Below are 14,266 nucleotides of genomic sequence, written 5' to 3'. Positions count from 1 at the left end.
GCGTCACCGTCCAGGGCGATACCAATGTCAGCACGAAACTCCCGGACCGCCTGGACCATCGCGGCAGGATGAGTGGATCCACAATCGGCGTTGATATTGGTGCCGTTGGGATCGACGCCCACCTTGATCACGTCCGCGCCCAGTTCATAGAGCACGACCGGCGCCACCTTGTAGGCCGCGCCGTTGGCGCAATCGATCACGACACGCAGACCAGAGAGGCTGAGGCGCCTAGGAAAGGTGGCCTTGGCGATTTCCACATAGCGCGCCTGCGAATCGTCAACCCGGGCCACGCGACCCAGAGCGGTTGGCGGCGCCAGTCCCTCGGCCAGCCCTTGATCCATAAGGGCTTCGATCTGCAGCTCCTTGTCGTCGGAAAGCTTGTAGCCGTCCGGACCGAAGAGCTTGATGCCATTGTCGACATAGGCGTTGTGAGAGGCTGAAATCATGACGCCGAGATCAGCCCTCAACGAACGGGTCATCATCGCGACGCCCGGCGTTGGCATCGGACCCAGGAGCCGAACGTCCATACCCACGCTGGCGAAACCGGCGACCAGCGCCGGTTCCACCATGTAACCGGACAACCGGGTGTCCTTGCCGATCACCACAAGATGCCGCCGATCATCCTCTGACTTGAAGACCTTGCCGGCTGCCATGCCAACGCGGAGCGCGACCTCGGCGGTCATGGGATGGCTATTGGCCTGGCCGCGAATGCCGTCCGTGCCGAAATAGGTGCGATCGCTCATGGTTTGCTCGTCGGATGGGGATCTGGAAACGATCCGAAACGGAGATTTAATCGACGGTAGTCCATCGGATGCTAAAGCCGCCTTATCAGGCGCGAAACCAGTCAGGTCTCGCCCGACTATAGAGAAAGTCTCGGCCCTATGTGCGGCATTATCGGCATTGTTGGGACCTCCTCCGTACAGGACCGGCTGATCGAGAGCCTCAAGCGGCTCGAGTACCGGGGTTACGATTCGGCAGGCATTGCCGGATTCACTGGAAATGGCGTTGAGCGCCGACGCGCCGCCGGCAAACTGAAGAACCTTGAGGCGGTGCTGGCTGGTGACCCGCTGGAAGCTACTGTGGGCATCGGCCATACCCGTTGGGCCACCCACGGCCCTCCCACCGAGGGCAATGCCCACCCACACCGCGCCGGCCGTGTGACCCTGGTGCACAACGGCATCATCGAAAACTTCGGAGAACTCAAGGCCGAGCTGCAGGCTGCCGGCCACATCTTCGAGACGGATACCGACACAGAGGTGGTGGCCCACCTGCTGGATGTCGAACTTACCAACAAGTCTCCGGCAGAGGCCTTCAAGGCGACTCTCGATCGGGTACGCGGGGCTTTCGCTCTCGTCGTGATGATCGCTGGCGAGCCCGACCTGCTGATGGGAACGCGCCGAGGTCCGCCATTGATTGTGGGCTATGGACAGGGGGAGATGTTCCTCGGGTCTGACGCCCTGGCAGTTGGGCCGTTCACAAACCGGATCGCTTATCTGGAAGACGGCGACTTTGTGATCATCGACCACAAGTCCGCACGGGTATTCAATGAGGCCGGCAAGCCGGTGACGCGCGCAGTGCAAACGGTGGCCCAGTCCGCAACACTCATGGAGAAGGGCAACTATCGGCACTTCATGGAGAAGGAAATCCATGACCAGCCCGAAGGCTGCCAGCGCACGATCGCGGCCTATGTCGACACACTGACCGGCCGTACCGCCATCCCGGGCGGGATCGAGTTCGCCAAGCTGGACCGGATCCAGATCGTTGGATGCGGCACAGCGTACTACGCAGGTCTGCTTGGCAAGTACCTTATCGAGCGGCTGGCCGGCCTGCCGGTCGACGTGGAGGTGGCCTCGGAGTTCCGCTATCGGGAACCGGCGCTGAACGCGGGCTCTTTGGTCATTGCGATGTCGCAGTCTGGCGAGACAGCCGATACCCTGGCGGCCCTACGCTATTGCCAGGCCAAGGGCATGAGAAGCGCCGCGGTGGTCAATGCGGTGGGATCCACCATGGCCCGCGAGGTCGACGTGGTGTGGCCAATCCACTGCGGAGTCGAGATCGGGGTCGCTTCGACCAAGGCCTTCACCGCGCAGGTCAGCGTGCTGACCGCTCTGGCGGTGGCCGCGGCCCGGGCCCGCGGGCGGATCGATGCGACCGAGGAGCAGCGGTTGGTCCAGGTCATGCTGGAGGCGCCGCGCCTGATGGCGGAGGCCGCCTTGACCGAGGATGCGATCCGTAAGCTGGCTCCCGAACTGGCGCGCGCTCGGGATGTTCTGTACCTGGGCCGGGGGCCAATGTTCCCATTGGCGCTGGAGGGGGCGCTAAAACTCAAGGAAATCAGTTATATACATGCAGAAGGTTATGCGGCTGGCGAGCTGAAACACGGACCCATCGCCCTGATCGACGAGGCGACGCCTACCATCGTTATCGCCCCCAGCGATCCTCTGATGGAAAAGACCCTGGCCAACATGAGCGAGGTGGCTGCGCGAGGTGGCCCGATCATCCTGATCACGGACGCCGAGGGGGCGAAACATGCCTCGCCGGATATGAAGGTCATAGTCGGACCCGCCTGCGACCCCTTCATCGCACCGCTGGTCTATTCGCCGCCGATCCAGCTGTTGGCCTACTACGTGGCGGTTCATAAAGGCGCCGATGTGGATCAGCCCCGAAATCTTGCGAAATCCGTCACGGTCGAATAGCCGATCGCCAAAAGAAAACGGCCGCACCTGAGGCGCGGCCGTTCCCGGATTTTGTTCGAAACTGGACCGCTTACTTTGCGGCGGGCGCCTCGGCAGGCGCAGCAGCGTCGGCGGCCGGAGCGGCAGCGGCGTCCGCAGCAGGCACAGCAGCAGCATCTGCCGGAGGCGTAGCGGCCATGGCGTCAGCAGCCGGAGCAGCGGCTTCAGCGGCCGGGGCTTCGGCGGCCGGGGCTTCTTCTTTCTTTGCGCAGGCAGCCAGGCTCAAGGCCATGACGCCGACAGCGGCAACGGTAGCAATACGAAGCTTCATTTGAGTTGGCTCCCCTTGGGGCGAATCCCCGGGAACACACAACCCTACACAGGCTGCTGTGATCTCAAAATCGTGATCACGGCCAAGCTGTCAAAAAGTGTGGGCTAGATGCCGCGCAGCACTTTAGGCAAAAGCGCCGGAGTTCGGCGCAGAAGGGATAGAAACATCATGGGCGCACGTGTTCGCAAAGCCGTCTTGCCGGTGGCCGGGCTAGGGACCCGGGTGCTTCCGGGCGCCAAAACTACCCCCAAGAACCTGTTGAATGTCGTCGACCGGCCGATCCTGTCCTATGTGGTTGAGGAAGCCCGGGCCGCCGGAATCGAACACTTTGTCTTCATCGTCGGACGCGGCCAGGGCGCTATCGAGGACTACTTCGATGCGAACCCGGAGATCGAGGGCATCCTTGAGGCCAAAGGCAAGCTGGATATCCTTGCGGACGTCCGCCGTGACCTTCCACAGCCGGGCCAGATGAGTTTCATCCGCCAGATGGCGCCCCTGGGGCTCGGGCATGCGGTCTGGTGCGCCCGCGACGTGATCGGCGACGAGCCCTTCGCCGTGATGTTGCCGGATATGCTGATGATGGCCCGCACTGCGGCCCTGGCGCAGGCAGTGAGCGCTTATGAACAGGTCGGCGGCAACATCGTGGTGGTCGAACCCGCCCCGGCGGGCGAAGCCCACAAGTACGGCATCGTCGCGCTGGAAGGGCAGGAAGGTCGTTTGAATCGCATGACCGGCATGGTCGAGAAGCCCGCGCCTGGGACGGAGCCTTCCAACCTCTTCATCTCGGGCCGCTACGTCCTCCAGCCGGAGATCTTCCAGATCCTGGAGTCCCAGGATCGCGGCGCGGGCGGGGAGATCCAGCTCACCGACGGCATGTTCAATCTGATGAAGACACAGGATTTCCACGCGCTGGAGTACGAAGGAACCACCTACGACTGCGGCGACAAACTTGGGCTCCTGCGGGCGAACGTCGCCTTCGCGTTGGCGCGGCCGGAACTGGCTGATGCGGCCCGGCAGGCGATCCGGGAGCTGCTTTAGCCCTTGCGCCTGTTTGTGTTCGGCTATGGATTCTCGGGTCGGGCTGCGGCGAAGCGCCTCGCCGCCTCTGGATGGACGTTCACTGCAACCTTTCGAAACCCGGAGACCCGGGCTGAAATCGAGGCGGACGGCGGCCGTCCTCTCGACCTGACCGACACCTGCGCCGTCGAAGCCGCGGCGACCGCCGCAGATGCGATCCTGATTACGCCGCCGCCCGGACAGAAAGGCTGCCCTGGCCTGGCGGTGCTTGAACATGCTTTGGAGACGCCCGGGGCCAACTGGCTCGGCTATCTATCAACCACCGGCGTTTACGGCGATCGCAGAGGCCGCTGGGTCACGGAAGCTAGCCCATTGGCCGCCGGGTTCGCTGAAGGACAGCGCCGCGTAGCGGCAGAGCAGCGCTGGCTGGAGCTCGGCGATCGCTCGGGGCGCGCCGTAACGATCTTCCGCCTGCCCGGCATCTATGGCGCGGGGCGTTCGACACTTGATCGTGTCAGGGAGGGTCGTGCCCGCCGGATCATCGCTCCGGATCAGATCTTCTCCCGCATTCACGTCGACGACCTCGCAGCCGGGATCAGCGCCTCCATTGCCCGGCCTCGCCCCGGAGGCATCTACAATCTTTGTGATGACGAGCCGGCGCCGAATAGCGACGTAGTGGTCTATGCGGCGGGCCTGTTGGGTCTGGAGCCGCCGCCACCGATCATGCTCGAAGACGCCAATCTCGCGCCTGTCGCACGGCGCTTCTATGCGGAAAGCAAGCGCGTCTCAAACGCCCGGGCGAAGGCCGAACTCGGGTGGCGGCCCGACTATCCGACCTACCGCGAGGGCCTGACCGCGATCCTTCAGGCGGGTGGCTGAAGGCATTCCTCCAGTGTGGTCAGCAGGCGTTCAATGTCCTGCGGTCGCGACAGGCGGTGATCGCCGTCCCGGATAAGAGAGAACACGACGTCCGACCCGGCCAGACTCTCTGCCAGTTCCAGCGCGTGGTGCCACGGCACATCCGGGTCCAGGCCGCCTTGAAGGATGCGGACCGGGACACTGATCGGGACTGGCGCGCCATCCAGGATCGACCAGCGCGCACCGTCTTCCAGCAAAGCCCGACTGATCGGATAGGGATCGCCGTACTGTGACGGCCTCATCCAGACACCGTCGGCATCCAGCGCCGCCCGACCATCTTCCGGGATATCCCGGGACATGAGCCTTTCGGTAAAGTCCGCCGCCGGCGCGATCAGCACCAGGGCCCTGACACGCTCCGGCCTGGCGATGGCCGCCAGACAAGCAATCCATCCGCCCATGGACGAGCCCACCAGCACAAGGTCTCCGGTGGTGAGATCATCCAGCATGGCCAGCGCATCATCGCGCCAACGACTGATGGTTCCATCTACGAAGGCGCCGGACGACTCCCCGTGCCCGAAGTAGTCGAACCGCAGAAACGCCCGGCCACCCGCCGCCGCCCAGTCAGCCAATGCCTGCGCCTTGGTTCCACTCATCTCTGACCGAAACCCGCCCATCCAGACCACCGTGGGGCCGAATCCCGCTACGCGTCGCCAGGCCAGTCGCTGCCCGTCCGGACGTTCCAGAAATCCACTGACCTCGCTCATCCAGCCCCCTTAGCAGAACCGGGCAACTCGGTTTAGAGAGAGGCCGTGTCGTTACCCCCTGATTTCACACTGCTGCAGGTTGTCCCCGAGCTTGAAACCGGCGGTGCCGAGCAAAGCACCATCGACGTAGCTCACGCTGTGGTCCGCGCCGGCGGAACCGCGCTGGTCGCTACGCGGGGCGGGCGCATGACAGCGCGGCTGGAGGCCGATGGCGGCCGCCTGGCGCAGATGCCGGTCCACACAAAGAACCCGCTCACCATGCTTGGTAACGCCGCGCGGCTGGTGGCGCTGATCCGTCAGGAAAACGTCTCGATCGTGCACGCGCGAAGTCGCGCCCCGGCGTTTTCGGCTCTGTGGGCGGCTCATGTAACGCGCACGCCCTTCGTCGCCACCTACCATGGGGTCTACAAGTCGCAATCCGGGCTGAAGCGCTGGTACAATGGCGTCATGACCCGCGGCGACCTGGTGATCGCAAACTCCGACTACACCCGTGACCATGTTCTGGCCGAACATCAGGTGGCTCCAGAGAAACTCGTGACAATCCCGCGCGGGGTGGATCTGGAACGGTTCGACCCGGCTCGTGTCGGTCCGGACCGGATCGCGGCCCTGCGGCAAGCCTGGGCGCTTCCGGATGATGGCCGTACGCTGATCCTGCTGGCCGGGCGGCTGACGCGGATCAAGGGACACCTGTCCATCGTTGAGGCGGCGAGGCGACTGGCGGCGCAGGGCCGGAACGATTTCCGCATTGTGTTCGCTGGCGACGACCAGGGTCGGACCGGCTACGCGGCCGAGGTGCTGACAGCGATTGGCGCAGCCTCTCTGCAGGACACTGTCCGGGTGGTCGGCCATTGCGACGACATGCCGGCCGCTTACCTGCTGGCCGATCTGGCCATCCTGCCCACCACGGTCCCAGAATCGTTCGGCCGCGCCGCCGTGGAACCGCAGGTGATGGGCCGGACCGTCATCGCGTCCGCCCACGGGGGCGTCACCGAAACCATTCTTGACGGCAAGACCGGCTGGCTGGCGCCCGTCGATAACCCTGAGGCGTGGGCGGCGGCGATCGGGCGGGCCATTGACGTGGGGCCGGTCGGACGCCGCGAGATGGGAGAGCGGGGGCGCAGTCGCGCGCGCCAGCTCTACTCGGCCGAGGCCATGTGCGCCGCCACACTTGCCACCTACGTGCGCGTTCTCGAGGCCCGCGCCTGATGGCCCGCAGCATCGAACGCATCCTGGTGATCAAGCTCTCGGCCCTGGGCGACTTCGTCCTGGCGCTGGCGGCCATGAAGAAAATCCGACAGGCCCACGCCAAGGCCCATATCACCCTTCTGACCACACCACCCTTCGAGGCGCTGGCGAAAACCTGTCCCTCTTTCAACGCCGTGGACACCGGCGGTCGCCCGGCGGGGCTGTCGGCATGGCTTTCGCTACGCTCCCGGATCAGGGCGGCGAACTACACGCGCGTCTACGACCTGCAGACATCATCAGCCTCCAACCGGATCTTCCAGATACTGCGGCCCTCCCCGCCTCCATGGTCAGGCATCGCATTCGGCTGCGCCCTGCCCCATGGAAATCCACTCCGCAACGGCATGCACACCCTGGAGCGCCAGGCAGACCAACTGAAGTATGCCGGCATCTGGGACGATGCCCCGACAGAACCGGGAATGGCCCCCACGCCCGATCTGTCATGGATCCTGCAGGCTGCAGCGGCGGAACGCCCCAGGTCAGGCGGCAATCGTCCGCGTCCTTATGTGATGTTCGTACCCGGCGGCGCCTCGCATCGTCTCGACAAGAGATGGCCGGTAGAGCATTACGCCGAGCTGGCCCGCATTCTCTATTCGCGGGGGTTCGACATCGTGATCATCGGCGGGCCCCAGGAGGCCGAGTTGGCCCATACGATCCAGAGGACAACCCCCCGGGCCCGAGATCTTACCGGACGGACCGACTTTGCGAGCGTGGCGCGGCTTGGCGCAAATGCGGCGCTCGCCGTGGGCAACGATACAGGGCCCCTGCATCTGGCAGCCGCCGCCGGCGCACCTACGATTGTGCTGTTTTCCAGGGCATCCGACCCGGCCCTTTCCGCACCGCGGGGGCGGGTGGCGATCCTCAGAGCCGACAATCTGGCCGACCTGCCTGTGGCACAGGTGGCGCAAGCGGCAAACTCTTTGGCCCCCTCATCGTCCGCAATGCCTTGATACGAAGGCGCCCCTTCGTCATATACTGGTGGCACGACCGGATCGCCGCGCGCGACCCGGCGTTTTTTGCGTTTTAACAGTCCCGGAGACCTGCCTATTCGCCGTCCCATGCAAACGCCGCCCGTTAAAGACGGACCGCGTATGAACGAAGACATCCGCGTCCCCCGTGTCCTGCTCATTGACCAGCACGGAGAGAAGCAAGGGGTCATGCCCACATCCGCAGCCATCGAGGCTGCCGAAGAAGCGGGCCTGGATCTCGTGGAGATCGTTCCCAACGCCGATCCGCCCGTCTGCAAGATCCTGGACTATGGCAAGTTCAAGTTCCAGGAGCAGAAGAAGAAGAACGAGGCGCGCAAGAAGCAGAAGGTCGTCGAACTCAAGGAGATCAAGCTCCGCCCGAACATCGACGTTCACGACTACGAAGTGAAGCAGCGCTCAATGCACCGCTTTTTCGAAGAAGGCGACAAGGTGAAAATCACCCTTCGCTTCCGCGGGCGCGAGCTGGCTCACCCGGAGCTGGGCATGAAGCTGCTCCAGAAGGTAAAGGCGGACTTCGAACCAATCGCCAAGGTGGAGTACGAGCCCCGTATGGAGGGCCGCCAGATGATCATGATCCTGGCGCCCAAGTAGCGCAAACAGACTGTGGACTTCGCGGTGCGGTCGCCCTTTTGGCGGCTGCTTCTGCGGTTCGGTCGGCGGCGTAGCGGCGGCGACAGGGACTCCTGCGGCTGGAGCCGACAATTCGCGCATGGCGTGCCTACTGATTGTCCGTCATGGCCGGCCGTAAGCTCGCGACTCTCTTCATCATCGGGACCACCGATGGCGGCGCGGCCATCGGTGGGGCAACGGCGGACGCCGCAAGGCGGGTGATGGACAACATCAAGCGTGCGGTGGAAGCGGGCGGCCTGACCATGGACCATCTGGCCTGGGTCCAGGTGTTCTCCAGCAACCTCGCCAACCATCAGGTCTTCAACGAGGTCTACCGGTCCTACTTCAAGGGCCCGCTGCCCGCCCGAGCCTACCTGGGCGCCGACCATCTGCTGGGTGAGGCGCGGTTCGAGGTCATGGGGATTGCGGTGGGCAAGGGGACGTAGAGCCCGACCAAGCCCCACCTTGCATTCCCCGCGCCTTTCCCGTATTCACCCGCCCCTTCGGAACCGCCTGGCCCAAAGGCATGCCAGGGCGGTTCATCAACACGACCTAGAGGACGGGGTGCTCGCATCCCGACGTGAAATGCCCAAACTGAAGACCAAGTCAGGCGTGAAGAAGCGCTTCCGGCTTACGGCGACCGGCAAGATCAAGGCCGGCGTCGCTGGCAAGCGTCACCGCCTGCTGAGCCACAACGCCAAGTACATCCGTCAGAACCGTGGCACCAAAGTGATGAGCGCGTCCGACGCGAAGATCATCAAGCTTTGGATCCCCTACGGCCTTTCCTGAGGAGCGCTGACAGATGGCACGCGTTAAGAGGGGCGTTACCGCCCACGCAAAACACAAGAAGGTTCTCGAGCAGGCCAAGGGCTTCTACGGGCGCCGCAAGAACACCATCCGCACCGCCAAGGCGGCCGTGGACAAGGCTGGCCAGTATGCCTACCGCGACCGCAAGGTCCGCAAGCGCATGTTCCGGTCGCTGTGGATCCAGCGCATCAACGCTGCGGCCCGCACCGAAGGGTTCACCTACTCGCAGTTTATTCACGGCCTTGATCAGGCCGGGATCGAAATGGACCGCAAGGTCCTCGCCGACATCGCCGGCGCCGATCCAGTCGCGTTCAAGGCCATCGCCGACAAGGTTCGCGCCGCGCTGGCTTAAGCCCTTGGGTCGTTAGACCTCGAAGGTTTCAAGAGCCCTCCGGCCGAACCGCCGGAGGGCTTTTTGCTGCGCCCTCTTCACCCCGGGAAGACGTAAAGCTAGGACAACTGTCCCATGACCGATCTCACCTCCTTGCAGGCCGACCTCACCGCCCGCATCGCCGACTCCGCCGATCTGGCAGCGCTGGAAGCTATCCGCGTGGAAGCACTGGGCAAGACTGGCTCGGTCTCCGAGCTGTTGAAGACCCTCGGCCGCCTGACGCCCGATGAGCGGCGCGTTGAAGGCCCGAAGATCAATGGCCTGCGCGACGCCGTCGCCGCCGCGATCGCCGACCGCAAGGCCGCGCTGGAAACCGCCGAACTGGATGCGCGGCTGGCCAAAGAGACGGTCGACCTCTCCCTGCCGCCCCCGCCCGAGCGTCGCGGCCGCGTGCATCCGACCATGCAGGTGATGGACGAGATGATCGCCGTCTTCGCTGAGATGGGCTTTGCGCTCGCCGAAGGCCCGGACATCGAGGACGACTTCCACAACTTCACGGCGCTGAACTTTCCCCCCAAGCACCCGGCGCGGGAGATGCACGATACCTTCTGGTTGCCTGAGGACGAGACCGGCCAGCGCAAGCTGCTGCGCACCCACACCAGCCCGGTGCAGATCCGCGCCATGCAGCAGGGCCAGAACCACAAGCTGCCCGGCTGGATTGCGTCGAGCCAGACGCCGCCGATCCGCATCATTGTGCCGGGACGGACCTATCGTTCGGATAGCGACGCCACCCACACGCCGATGTTCCACCAGATCGAGGGTCTGGTGATCGACCGTAACATCCACATGGGCCACCTCAAGTGGACCCTGGACACCTTCATCAGCCGCTTCTTCGAGACCCCGTTGGTCGAGACCCGGTTCCGCCCGCACCACTTCCCGTTCACTGAGCCCAGCGCCGAGATGGACGTGAAATGTGACCGCTCGGGCGGCGACGTGAAGATCGGCCAGGGCAGCGACTGGATGGAAATCGTCGGCTGCGGGATGGTCCATCCCAACGTGCTCACCAACTGCGGCCTCGATCCGGATGAGTGGCAGGGCTTCGCCTTCGGCTTCGGCGTCGACCGTCTGGGGATGCTGAAGTACGGCATGCCCGACCTGCGCGACATGTTCGCCGGCGATGTGCGCTGGCTGGACCACTTCGGCTTCTCGGCCTTTCAGGCGCCGAACCCGGCGACGGGGTTGTCATGACGGCTTCGCCGCAGGACTGGCGATCGCTTGAAAGCTTTGCGTTCGGCGACAGCCCCGAAATGGCCGACAGGCTGCTGGCGTTCGTGCTGAGCGGCACGAAGACAGCGACCTGCTGGTCAATCCGTGACGGCCAGCAGACCGAGGTGGGGAAGCAGATGGTGGTCAAGGACGGCGCCGGTCGGCCACGCGCGGTGCTTGAAACCTTGTCTCTGGAGCAGGTCCGGTTCAGTGACGTCAGCTGGGATTTCGCCCACGCCGAGGGTGAAGGCGACCGGGACCTTGAGGACTGGCGAGCTGGCCACCGCGGCTACTTTGCCCGCAACGGCGGCTATGACCCGGATATGATGCTCTGGTGCGAGCGTTTCCGGTTGCTCCAGATTGTCGGCGAAGGAGCCGAGCGATGACGGCTGTGGCGAAGGAACCGATCCAACTCGGGAACGGAGAGCACTGGCTGTCCCTTGCACCTGCGGCGGGCCGCCTAAACGCAGCGTTCCAGGCCCGAGGCCTCCAAGGCCGTTGGACTACGGCAGAAGTCGACCTGAAGGCGACTGGCCTTGAGCTTCTCGCCCTCCATAACACGCTGAAGGGCCAGGTCCTCCTGAGCGACAATGCCTCGTTAGGCGTCCGGTTCGAGGCTGACAGGACCGGAAATGTGGCCGCCGATGTCCACATCGAAGGCTGGCCCTTTCAGATCGAGGGTCAGATCAGACTGATGGTGGCGGTCGAACACGCCCAGCTCGCTAAACTCTCAAAATGCCTCTGCGGGGCTAACCGATGAAATTCACCCTCTCCTGGCTCAAGGAGCACCTCGACACGACCGCGACGGTCGACCAGGTCGTCACCGCCATGACTATGGCCGGCCTTGAGGTCGAGCATGTGGAAGACCCGGGCGCGAAGCTGGCCGCCTTCTCGGTGGCCCGCATCGTCGAGGCCGTGCAGCACCCCAATGCCGACAAGCTTAGGGTCTGTCAGGTTGATACGAAGGACGGCCGGCTGGAGATCGTCTGCGGCGCGCCCAACGCGCGGGCAGGCCTGACCACCATTTACGCCCCCATCGGCGCCTATGTGCCCGGCTCGGGTGTGACGCTGGAGGCGCGGCCGGTTCGCGGCGTGGTCTCCAACGGTATGCTTTGTTCGGCGAAGGAACTGGAGGTCGCCGAAGAGTCCGACGGCATCATGGAGTTGTCCGGTGATCTGGCCGTCGGCGCCCTGGCCGCCGAGGTGCTGGGCCTGGAAGCGGTGATCGACTTCGAGGTGACGCCCAACCGACCTGACTGGCTGGGCGTGCGCGGCATCGCCCGTGACCTGGCCGCCGCCGGGCTCGGAACGCTGAAGCCCGACGTCACAGCGCCGGTCGCCGGGGCATATCCCTGCCCGATCGAGATCGCCGTCGATGGAGACGCCTGTCCGGTCTTCGCCGGCCGCCTGATCAAGGGCGTGAAGAACGGCCCCTCGCCGGCCTGGCTGCAGCGGCGGCTGATCTCAGTGGGCCTGCGGCCCATCAACGCCCTGGTGGACGTGACCAACCTGATTTCCATCGACCGCGCCCGACCGCTGCATGTTTATGACGCGGCCAAATTGGAAGGTGACATTATCGAGGCCCGTCTCGGCCGGGACGGTGAACAGGTCGCCGCCCTGGACGGCAAGACCTACGCGGTTACCCCGGAGATCTGCGTCATCGCCGACGGCTCCGGCGCCATCGGCATCGGCGGCGTGATGGGCGGCGAGAGCACCGGCTGCTCCGACGCGACCACCGATGTCTTCGTCGAGAGCGCCTGGTTCGACCCGATCCGGACGGCCCAGACCGGCCGCACTACCGGCATCAACTCGGACGCCCAGTATCGCTTCGCCCGGACCGTGGACCCCGCCTCGGTGACCCCCGGGCTGGAGCTGGCCACATCACTCATCCTGGAGCTCTGCGGCGGCGTAGCTTCTGACGTAAAGATTACGGGTCACCCGCCGGCGCCGCCCATGGCGATTACCTTCGACCGGGACTTCGTGAAGAAACTCTCCGGCCTCGACGTCGACGCCGCGCGGATTGATGACATTCTCACGCGCCTGGGCTTCGAAGTCGACAGTCACAGCGTAACCCCGCCATCCTGGCGCCGCGACGTCGAAGGTCGCGCCGACCTGGTGGAAGAGATCGCCCGGATCGAAGGTTTCGACGCCCTGCCCTCCACGCCCTTGCCGCCCATCACCCGGCAGCCTGGCGGCGCCCTGACCGTCCGCCAGGTCCGCATGCGCAACGCCCGCCGGGCCCTGGCCGCCCGCGGCTATGCCGAGACGGTGAGCTGGAGCTTCATGCGCCGCGAATGGGCCGAGCTGTTCGGCGGCGGCGATGCGAGACTGGTGCTGTCCAACCCCATCGCGTCGGACCTGGACACCATGCGGCCCTCGACGCTGGGCAATCTGATCGATGCTGCGGCCCGCAACGCCCGCAAGGGCTTTGCCGATGCAGCCCTGTTCGAAGTCGGTCCCAACTTCCGGGGCGACGAGCCGGGCGACCAGTGGACGGCGGTCACCGCCCTGATCGCTCCGCACGCACCCAAGCACTGGGCGAAGACGTCGGGCGATCCGCTGTTCGACCTGAAAGGCGATCTGCTGGCGCTGCTGGATGAACTGGGCGCGCCAGGCCTGCAGGTGGTGCAGGGCCAGAACGCGGGCTGGTGGCACCCTGGCCGCTCAGCCCGGCTGCAGCTGGGCCCCAAGGTGGTGATCGCAGAGTTCGGTGAACTGCACCCTCGCGTGCTCAAGGCGCTGGCCGCCGAGGGGCCCATGCTGGCCTTCGAGATCAACCTGGACGCCATCCCCGAACCCAAGCGCCGGGGTGTGAAGACCAAGGCGGCGCTGGACCTGTCCACCTTGATGCCGCTTCGGCGCGACTTCGCGTTCCTGGTGGGCGCAGGGACACCGGCCGGCGACCTGATCCGACCGATCCTGGGCGCCGACAAGGCGTTGATCGCAGAGGCGCGAGTGTTCGACGTCTATCAGGGCCAGGGCGTGCCAGAGGGCATGAAATCCGTGGCCGTAGAGGTGGTGGTGCAGCCGCGGGAGAAGACCCTGACTGACGCCGAGATCGAAGGCCTCTCCGGCCGGATCGTCGCGGCGGCGGACAAGGCGGTCGGGGCGAAACTGCGGGGATAGGCGGCGACGACTTGCGCCGTCCGACGGAGCCGGTATCAACTTCTCTGATGAACGAACCCACAGTCGTCCCTCGCGCGCCCAAGCGAAAACCGGCCGCCGAGCGCTATCTGGAACTGTGGCTGTTCCGGTCGCGCTGGCTGATGGCGCCCTTCTACGTGGGGCTGGTCTTCGCACTCGCCGCGCTGTTCTTCGTGTTTGTGCAGGCGGCGATCAAGGACCTCTCGCACCTGGGCTCCATGTCGCCCGAGGAA

16 protein-coding genes and 1 pseudogene are annotated in these 14,266 nt (G+C 65.0%); 14 read left to right on the top strand and 3 right to left on the bottom strand.

Features of this window, described 5'->3' with window-relative positions; genetic code table 11:
• Positions 1–743, bottom strand: a pseudogene (locus ACIQ42_RS07595) (phosphoglucosamine mutase); the annotation flags it as partial.
• 138 nt (positions 744–881) lie between these two features.
• Between ACIQ42_RS07595 and glmS the strand changes: the two are divergent.
• Positions 882–2,696, top strand: a complete 1,815-nt coding sequence (glmS, locus tag ACIQ42_RS07590) for a glutamine--fructose-6-phosphate transaminase (isomerizing) (RefSeq protein ID WP_397421601.1) — start codon at positions 882–884, stop codon at positions 2,694–2,696.
• 70 nt (positions 2,697–2,766) lie between these two features.
• Here the strand turns inward: glmS and ACIQ42_RS07585 are convergent, their stop codons facing one another.
• Positions 2,767–3,006, bottom strand: a complete 240-nt coding sequence (locus ACIQ42_RS07585) for a hypothetical protein (protein WP_397421600.1) — start codon at positions 3,004–3,006, stop codon at positions 2,767–2,769.
• Between the two features lie 168 nt (positions 3,007–3,174).
• Between ACIQ42_RS07585 and ACIQ42_RS07580 the strand changes: the two genes are divergently transcribed.
• Both ACIQ42_RS07580 and ACIQ42_RS07575 read left to right on the top strand, forming a co-directional pair.
• Positions 3,175–4,044 carry a UTP--glucose-1-phosphate uridylyltransferase gene (locus tag ACIQ42_RS07580; protein ID WP_397421599.1) on the top strand — a complete coding sequence of 290 codons (870 nt, stop codon included), beginning with the start codon at positions 3,175–3,177 and terminating at the stop codon, positions 4,042–4,044.
• Positions 4,045–4,047: 3 nt separating this feature from the next.
• Positions 4,048–4,902, top strand: coding sequence for an SDR family oxidoreductase (locus tag ACIQ42_RS07575; RefSeq protein ID WP_397421598.1), 855 nt, complete (start codon positions 4,048–4,050; stop codon positions 4,900–4,902).
• Here ACIQ42_RS07575 and ACIQ42_RS07570 read toward each other — a convergent pair.
• Entirely contained in the window at positions 4,887–5,645 is a 759-nt protein-coding gene (locus ACIQ42_RS07570) for an alpha/beta fold hydrolase (RefSeq protein ID WP_397421597.1), read from the bottom strand. The genes ACIQ42_RS07575 and ACIQ42_RS07570 overlap by 16 nt on opposite strands.
• A 45-nt stretch (positions 5,646–5,690) precedes the next feature.
• On the opposite strand from ACIQ42_RS07570, the gene ACIQ42_RS07565 reads away from it, so the two are divergent.
• The 11 genes from ACIQ42_RS07565 to ACIQ42_RS07515 form a co-directional block, all read left to right on the top strand.
• Complete coding sequence (locus ACIQ42_RS07565) at positions 5,691–6,851, top strand: glycosyltransferase family 4 protein (protein ID WP_397421596.1); 1,161 nt, start codon at positions 5,691–5,693, stop codon at positions 6,849–6,851.
• Positions 6,851–7,837, top strand: coding sequence for a glycosyltransferase family 9 protein (locus ACIQ42_RS07560; protein ID WP_397421595.1), 987 nt, complete (start codon positions 6,851–6,853; stop codon positions 7,835–7,837). The genes ACIQ42_RS07565 and ACIQ42_RS07560 overlap by 1 nt, the downstream gene beginning before the upstream one ends.
• Before the next feature lie 108 nt (positions 7,838–7,945).
• Complete coding sequence (gene infC / locus ACIQ42_RS07555; protein ID WP_397404626.1) at positions 7,946–8,467, top strand: translation initiation factor IF-3; 522 nt, start codon at positions 7,946–7,948, stop codon at positions 8,465–8,467.
• Between the two features lie 143 nt (positions 8,468–8,610).
• Positions 8,611–8,931, top strand: coding sequence for a RidA family protein (locus ACIQ42_RS07550; RefSeq protein WP_397421594.1), 321 nt, complete (start codon positions 8,611–8,613; stop codon positions 8,929–8,931).
• Between the two features lie 139 nt (positions 8,932–9,070).
• Positions 9,071–9,274, top strand: a complete 204-nt coding sequence (rpmI, locus tag ACIQ42_RS07545) for a 50S ribosomal protein L35 (protein ID WP_397404639.1) — start codon at positions 9,071–9,073, stop codon at positions 9,272–9,274.
• Positions 9,275–9,287: 13 nt separating this feature from the next.
• The gene (rplT, locus tag ACIQ42_RS07540) at positions 9,288–9,644 is read left to right on the top strand and encodes a 50S ribosomal protein L20 (protein WP_397404630.1); all 357 of its coding nucleotides are present in this window, start codon (positions 9,288–9,290) and stop codon (positions 9,642–9,644) included.
• A gap of 114 nt (positions 9,645–9,758) precedes the next feature.
• Positions 9,759–10,871 carry a phenylalanine--tRNA ligase subunit alpha gene (gene pheS / locus ACIQ42_RS07535; RefSeq protein WP_397421593.1) on the top strand — a complete coding sequence of 371 codons (1,113 nt, stop codon included), beginning with the start codon at positions 9,759–9,761 and terminating at the stop codon, positions 10,869–10,871.
• On the top strand, positions 10,868–11,275 hold the full coding sequence (locus ACIQ42_RS07530) for an ASCH domain-containing protein (RefSeq protein WP_397421592.1): 408 nt from the start codon (positions 10,868–10,870) through the stop codon (positions 11,273–11,275). Before pheS ends, ACIQ42_RS07530 begins: the two co-directional genes overlap by 4 nt.
• Entirely contained in the window at positions 11,272–11,649 is a 378-nt protein-coding gene (locus ACIQ42_RS07525; RefSeq protein ID WP_397421591.1) for a hypothetical protein, read from the top strand. The genes ACIQ42_RS07530 and ACIQ42_RS07525 overlap by 4 nt, the downstream gene beginning before the upstream one ends.
• Complete coding sequence (pheT, locus tag ACIQ42_RS07520) at positions 11,646–14,015, top strand: phenylalanine--tRNA ligase subunit beta (RefSeq protein ID WP_397421590.1); 2,370 nt, start codon at positions 11,646–11,648, stop codon at positions 14,013–14,015. Before ACIQ42_RS07525 ends, pheT begins: the two co-directional genes overlap by 4 nt.
• 47 nt (positions 14,016–14,062) lie before the next feature.
• Positions 14,063–14,266 (top strand): YqhA family protein (locus tag ACIQ42_RS07515; RefSeq protein WP_397421589.1); only part of this gene is annotated, 204 nt, incomplete at its 3' end.

The organism is Phenylobacterium sp., assembly GCF_044372605.1.
GTDB lineage: Bacteria > Pseudomonadota > Alphaproteobacteria > Caulobacterales > Caulobacteraceae > Phenylobacterium.
The sequence above is the reverse complement of the archived record's forward strand: the minus strand, read 5'-3'. Positions and strand labels throughout refer to the sequence as shown.

What these genes read in the sequence shown, in the direction of transcription:
- glmS (WP_397421601.1), top strand. Translation starts at nt 882, where the DNA reads ATGTGCGGCATTATCGGCATTGTTGGGACCTCCTCCGTACAGGACCGG.
- ACIQ42_RS07585 (WP_397421600.1), bottom strand. Translation starts at nt 3,006, where the DNA reads ATGAAGCTTCGTATTGCTACCGTTGCCGCTGTCGGCGTCATGGCCTTG.
- ACIQ42_RS07580 (WP_397421599.1), top strand. Translation starts at nt 3,175, where the DNA reads ATGGGCGCACGTGTTCGCAAAGCCGTCTTGCCGGTGGCCGGGCTAGGG.
- ACIQ42_RS07570 (WP_397421597.1), bottom strand. Translation starts at nt 5,645, where the DNA reads ATGAGCGAGGTCAGTGGATTTCTGGAACGTCCGGACGGGCAGCGACTG.
- ACIQ42_RS07560 (WP_397421595.1), top strand. Translation starts at nt 6,851, where the DNA reads ATGGCCCGCAGCATCGAACGCATCCTGGTGATCAAGCTCTCGGCCCTG.
- infC (WP_397404626.1), top strand. Translation starts at nt 7,946, where the DNA reads ATGCAAACGCCGCCCGTTAAAGACGGACCGCGTATGAACGAAGACATC.
- ACIQ42_RS07550 (WP_397421594.1), top strand. Translation starts at nt 8,611, where the DNA reads ATGGCCGGCCGTAAGCTCGCGACTCTCTTCATCATCGGGACCACCGAT.
- rpmI (WP_397404639.1), top strand. Translation starts at nt 9,071, where the DNA reads ATGCCCAAACTGAAGACCAAGTCAGGCGTGAAGAAGCGCTTCCGGCTT.
- rplT (WP_397404630.1), top strand. Translation starts at nt 9,288, where the DNA reads ATGGCACGCGTTAAGAGGGGCGTTACCGCCCACGCAAAACACAAGAAG.
- pheS (WP_397421593.1), top strand. Translation starts at nt 9,759, where the DNA reads ATGACCGATCTCACCTCCTTGCAGGCCGACCTCACCGCCCGCATCGCC.
- ACIQ42_RS07530 (WP_397421592.1), top strand. Translation starts at nt 10,868, where the DNA reads ATGACGGCTTCGCCGCAGGACTGGCGATCGCTTGAAAGCTTTGCGTTC.
- ACIQ42_RS07525 (WP_397421591.1), top strand. Translation starts at nt 11,272, where the DNA reads ATGACGGCTGTGGCGAAGGAACCGATCCAACTCGGGAACGGAGAGCAC.
- pheT (WP_397421590.1), top strand. Translation starts at nt 11,646, where the DNA reads ATGAAATTCACCCTCTCCTGGCTCAAGGAGCACCTCGACACGACCGCG.